The 5,119-nt window shown below is 37.3% G+C and carries 8 protein-coding genes; 6 read left to right on the top strand and 2 right to left on the bottom strand.

The window, feature by feature from the left end; genetic code table 11:
• The first annotated feature begins 231 nt into the window (after positions 1-231).
• Positions 232-603: a hypothetical protein gene (locus tag FE296_RS00480; RefSeq protein WP_150364001.1), complete on the top strand. Its 372-nt coding sequence runs from the start codon at positions 232-234 to the stop codon at positions 601-603.
• 64 nt (positions 604-667) lie between these two features.
• Here the strand turns inward: FE296_RS00480 and FE296_RS00475 are convergent, their stop codons facing one another.
• Positions 668-1,243: a hypothetical protein gene (locus FE296_RS00475; protein WP_150364000.1), complete on the bottom strand. Its 576-nt coding sequence runs from the start codon at positions 1,241-1,243 to the stop codon at positions 668-670.
• A gap of 201 nt (positions 1,244-1,444) precedes the next feature.
• On the opposite strand from FE296_RS00475, the gene FE296_RS00470 reads away from it, so the two are divergent.
• Positions 1,445-2,164, top strand: coding sequence for a phosphodiester glycosidase family protein (locus FE296_RS00470; RefSeq protein ID WP_190944969.1), 720 nt, complete (start codon positions 1,445-1,447; stop codon positions 2,162-2,164).
• A 153-nt stretch (positions 2,165-2,317) separates the two neighbouring features.
• On the opposite strand, the gene FE296_RS32575 is transcribed toward FE296_RS00470, so the two are convergent.
• Positions 2,318-2,539, bottom strand: coding sequence for a hypothetical protein (locus FE296_RS32575; RefSeq protein ID WP_190944970.1), 222 nt, complete (start codon positions 2,537-2,539; stop codon positions 2,318-2,320).
• 139 nt (positions 2,540-2,678) lie between these two features.
• On the opposite strand from FE296_RS32575, the gene FE296_RS00460 reads away from it, so the two are divergent.
• The 4 genes from FE296_RS00460 to FE296_RS00450 form a co-directional block, all read left to right on the top strand.
• Positions 2,679-2,906 (top strand): hypothetical protein, encoded by a 228-nt coding sequence (locus FE296_RS00460; protein ID WP_150363998.1) that lies wholly within the window; start codon positions 2,679-2,681, stop codon positions 2,904-2,906.
• 60 nt (positions 2,907-2,966) lie between these two features.
• Positions 2,967-3,332, top strand: a complete 366-nt coding sequence (locus tag FE296_RS00455; protein WP_150363997.1) for a hypothetical protein — start codon at positions 2,967-2,969, stop codon at positions 3,330-3,332.
• A 12-nt stretch (positions 3,333-3,344) separates the two neighbouring features.
• Positions 3,345-3,509 carry a hypothetical protein gene (locus tag FE296_RS32570; RefSeq protein WP_190944967.1) on the top strand — a complete coding sequence of 55 codons (165 nt, stop codon included), beginning with the start codon at positions 3,345-3,347 and terminating at the stop codon, positions 3,507-3,509.
• Between the two features lie 1,178 nt (positions 3,510-4,687).
• Positions 4,688-5,119 (top strand): helix-turn-helix domain-containing protein (locus tag FE296_RS00450; protein WP_150363996.1); only part of this gene is annotated, 432 nt, incomplete at its 3' end.

The raw sequence follows: 5,119 nt of genomic DNA, 5'->3' as shown, positions 1-5,119 counted from the left end.
AACTGTACGGATCTGATGCTCTTTAACCAGTTTCTATGGCGTAAAGTTAGAGAACTTGAAAAAAATGAGCTCGCGAATGTTAGGCGAATCGATCAGGTATACGAGATGATCAAGGGCATTAGTAAGATATTTGAGGTCAGGGCCGGACACAGCTCTATAGAAACAGATTCTATATATTTCAAAACAGACGATTCTATTTTCTGGCATGGGTGCTTATAAGGAGGAGAATGCATGTTCAAGGCCTATAGATTTATAAGGCGTGGTGGAAAGTATCTTCCACCTGATCCATTAGAAACGGCAGCGGACGTTTACCAATACGTCCAAACTCATAAGGAGCAATATCCGGAAGTCCGCATTACTGCCGATCATAACGAATTCATTGCTGTTCAAGCGCTAAACGGAATTATTGTCTTCCCAAAAAAATGGGCTTTGATGGAAGTCAAACAGAAGTACATCGATGAGTCCGTATGTTTCAACTCAGACACTTTTAAACAGGCTTTGGAGCGGTCCGGGTTCCCTACTGAACGAAATATAGACTTTACTGTTCTTGCTGCACAGCACTATTTAACGGAGCTGTATGAAGGCATAGAAGGAGAAGATTAGTTTCTTTTTACCAACAACAAGGCGACTCCTTACGAGGGAGCCGCCTCTATTTTTTGTATGGGTTTTAATCTATATTTTCAATCCCCCATTCTCCTGCTTCGTTTTTAGTAAAGAAGTACGTAATACCTTGATTTTCAATACTGCCGTCTGAGGTTTTTTTTGCAAAGCGCACGCCTACTCTAATTTGTTCATCGACTTTTTCGATAAGATCCAAATCATAGAACATAAATTGATCGTTTTCGTTTGTGTAAAAGAAGCCTTCTCTTATAGATTCTAAAGACTCCTTATTCAAATTCTCTTTAAACTTTTCTTTGTTGTTCTCCACAACTGATTCAAGATTGTTCCTTAATTTGGAGATAATGTTTTCGTCAAAGAAGCTGCCTTTATATTTGTCAAAGTCAATAGAGACGCCTTTCTTAAAATCGGCCGATGTGATGTCCTTAATTGCTTCTTTCTCGGCTGGTTCGATCAGATTTTCTGTGTTTGTTGCTGTATTGTTGGTTGAAGGTGCTTGGCTTGTTGTGTTGGTAGGTTCTTCACTATTGGAAAGAGTGTCAGTGTCATCTGATTTCCCGCATGCAGAGAGAAGTAATGCTCCGATTAAACATAAAGATAGAATACCGCGCGAGAGATTTTTCATTAATTTGAATCCTCCTTGTAAGTTTTGGTATATATGTAAGAACGCAAGGGAGAAAAAAAAGTTGCACTTTTATATTGCGTAACGTTACGCTATATGATATTATATGATTCATAAAGAGCCACTCCTTGATGTTAGGGTGCATCAAGAATAGTGGATACCCTCTCTTTAATTAATTACTCTAAATTAAGGAGAATGATAATTATGGCACAAGCATCTTTTGTACAGAATACAACGGTTGGGGGAGTAAGCGGCGTATATTATATCTCGGCTGATGTTCGAGATGTTTCAGTTAAAAGTATCGGTGGTAATCTTGCTAATTCCAGTTATTCAGGTGTTAATGGAACATTCTTTAATAATGCGAATGAATTGCTTGGTATTGCTGTAGGTCCTAACGGAGTGGCTGTAAAGAATGGTGGCGAACGAACTCCTAAAAGATTCAAAAGAGGAACACTCTTCTGTTATAACGCAGAGGCTCAAGCCTCGCAAATTACTTGTTCTGAACATGTAGTTACAGAGGTTACTGAATATCCAGGTCAAAGAAGCTGGATCAACTGGGCTATTGGAGGCTTGAGCCTTCATGTTCGTCGAAATCTCGGTAAGGAAGCCTACTATGCCAAAGTGAACGCTGAAGAAAGTCCTAGTGGTATTGGATCTTTTGGTTCAGGTGTCAAACGTGCTCGTACGTTTATTGGGTATAAACCATCCAATCAGCGAGTGATTATGGGATACATTCGTAGCGCAGAAGCTTATGAAGTTCGTGGTGTTTTGATCGCATTGGGATGCACGGAAGGTGTTATGCTTGATTCTGGTTCGTCTTCTCAAATTAAAGGTAAAACATCAGCAAGTAACACGCCTATTAATGTAGGAGCAACCGTTGGTGTTTACAACATGGTTGCAGCTACCCCTTCTTCTTGGGCATAAGGCTTTGCGTTAAGTTGGTCAAGTGGTATTCAAGGACGGGATATCCCCCGTCCTTTTTTCTGTATAACGTGCGCAATAGCCGATCGCTCATTTTGAGCAATCGGCTATTGCGCACGTTCAGAGAGATGCTCATGGGCCAGTATATGAGTATTATCACCCGTCTTCCTTTTTGTCCTGACGAATAGCTGTTTTAGAAGTATTTTGATGAAATGTCCTAAGTAACAGATTCATCGTCTTATCAAGTTGAGCCAAACGCTTCTCTAATCCATCCATTTGTTTATTGAATTTGACAAGTATCGTCTGAAGAAGAATCAGAGAAAGGGCAATTGGGAATCCAACATTTCCGATTAGCTGAACAACAGCCTGTAGATCCATAAGTAAAAACCTCCCTTCTTTAACTTCATTATTCTGTATAGCGTTACGTAACGCTATACAGAATAATGAACTATATTATATGTTACAATGACATAAAATATGTGCTATAATAGAGATAAATAATGATAGGGTGATGCGGATGGAATCGAAAGAAAAGCCTTCTAGGCTCACAGTTTATCTTCCTGAAAAGGCGAGGGCAGATTTATTGCAGATCTCTCTAGATACTGGTTTGTCCCAATCACAGCTGGTGGTCCTAGCAACGCATAGTTTAATTGCTAACCATAATGCTAAAGGCAATGCTATTTTTTCAGAATTGTTAGGTATTGGTTCAAATTTTAATGGAAATGAGTTGCAAAAAAAGGGGTAATAATATTGTGAGGCGTTACGAATCGCTATATAATATCCATAGCTGAAAAGGAGGGTGAATATGAAGTACAGTATCAACTTATTTGGATTTTCAGTCGATTGTGATATTAAAATCGATGGTGAACATTTTGGCCTAGAAATACCGGAGGAAAATCAGAAAGCATTAAAGCAGTATTTAATACGCGTATTGCCCAAGTATGGAAGGGAAGCTTCTAATGATTCGTCCTTAGATTCTTTAGTGAAACTTGCATTGGATGCTGAAAAGACATTAGATGGCCGCATGGTAGAACCTAAATTAAAACTACCCTATGAGTTCCAGCCTGAAATTAAAGAAAAACTAATTGAGGCAGCCGCATTACAAGAAATATCAGCTACTCAATTATTGATCCGTATTATCGAAAACAAATATCAAGAAATCATAGGATAGGTGGAATAGACAATGGCATACGGAAATAAGGTTAAATTCCATTATGACGTACCGGTGTATATAAAAAAACAACTTGCTACGACCGCAAAAAAGCTGAATATGACAGCAACTGAACTGTTATCCAAAATCATTGAAGAAGAATATGAACGGGTGATAAGAGAAAAAAAGGCTAAGTGATATTAGCCTGTAACATAAATTGGTGCATGATATGGATTTGATCAGCCGAAAAACTTTGATAGGAGTAATCCTCACCAATTTGATCACACGAAAAAACATGAAAAAGAGAATACTTTTCGGACGGGTTGTGTTCGATTAGATAAACATGAACATTAGGTATTTCTGTTGTTATATGACAATGAAATTGAGATGTTGGGCTTGCCTCCATGATCCCCATAATATGTTGCTTTACATATGATGAGATTAGATTGGAGCAGTCTACAGGCAACTTGTTTTCATAAACTAACATAAGACGAGGAACCCCCTTTTTAATTGAATACCGTTTCTATACTAGGTATGTCTATTATACCAAACGTGCGTTCGCATGTTAAGGGTTCAATTTCCATAGGAGTATATTTTTTACGTCTGGAAAGAGCCATATGTTTCGATTTTTCAGGTTACAATATTGACGTTTTGTTGTTAATTTTATCAAATAATGTTTTTTTAGGAGATATCAAGCGGGTGCTTTATAACTCCATTTTCAAAAAAACCTTTTTTTAGAAAAGGCGTTTTTTTATATAATATCATATAGCGTAACAATACGAAACGTTATATTTCAAGTGATAAGGGGATCGACATTTCTTCAGGAGGTTCTTAGCTTTACAAACGAATAGTATTGTTTGTAAAGGTATACCTTTAAGGATGGTGGAAAACCTTTTGAACCCTCTACTAACATCAATTGCTTTTGCTAATTGCGGTAAAGGTAATACCATTCATCTATTGATACAAAAAAAGCCAATTTTCATTTTGCAAGTAGCTCATTCCTGCCTTCTCAACAGACATGTTTCAAATTATCACCGATTGACTGATTATTATATTATTGACTCAGACAATTATATACGTTATTATATTATTGACTCAGACAATTGTTTTATGAAAGTTATGGTTAAAATTCCAAAATAAAGACAGGACTACTCATATTCAAGTTACCTGCGGATTCTAGCAGTTATAGCTACAAGTGATACAGGATAGGCGGCTAAGAATATGCGAGCATTAAAATAGAATTAATTAGCAGACAGTGGTTATATCTCTACCTCTTTCTTAACCCTAGCGATGAAAACACTCCCTTATTGAAAACTAACGTCATAACAGATAAAATGAAATCTATTGACTAGGACAATAATGACGGGGGTGAGGATTTGAATGGTCTCGAGTACATACTTAATTTGTTCCATATGCAACATATTGAGTTAGCCGATAAACTCGGTATTAAGAAACAAAATATTAATATGTGGATAAAAGGAAAACAGAGTGTACCGAAAAAGTATCTTCCTATCCTCGAAGAGTTATTTCATATTCCAGCGAGCTATTTTCAAAAAGAGTTAACAGATCTCGATAAACTGGAAATCCAAAAGGAAAAACTTAAGCAAGAACTTAAGCCGGTTATTGAGACTCATGAGACACAGTTTAGTTTAGATGAAGAATCGGAATATCTTATCGACGTTCCCATCTATGACAAAGCAGAGATTAATGCGATCGAGCGATCCATTGACAAAGCAAAGCTGGTCGCCCGTTTTAAAGCGGCAATTGAGGTTGCCGATGACAATCCTTATTTAGAAGTTTTTGCACTC

Source organism: Paenibacillus sp. UASWS1643 (assembly GCF_008693195.1).
GTDB classification, from domain to species: Bacteria; Bacillota; Bacilli; order Paenibacillales; family Paenibacillaceae; genus Paenibacillus; species Paenibacillus amylolyticus_B.
Note: the sequence above shows the minus strand (reverse complement) of the source record. Positions and strands in the feature narration are given on the sequence as shown.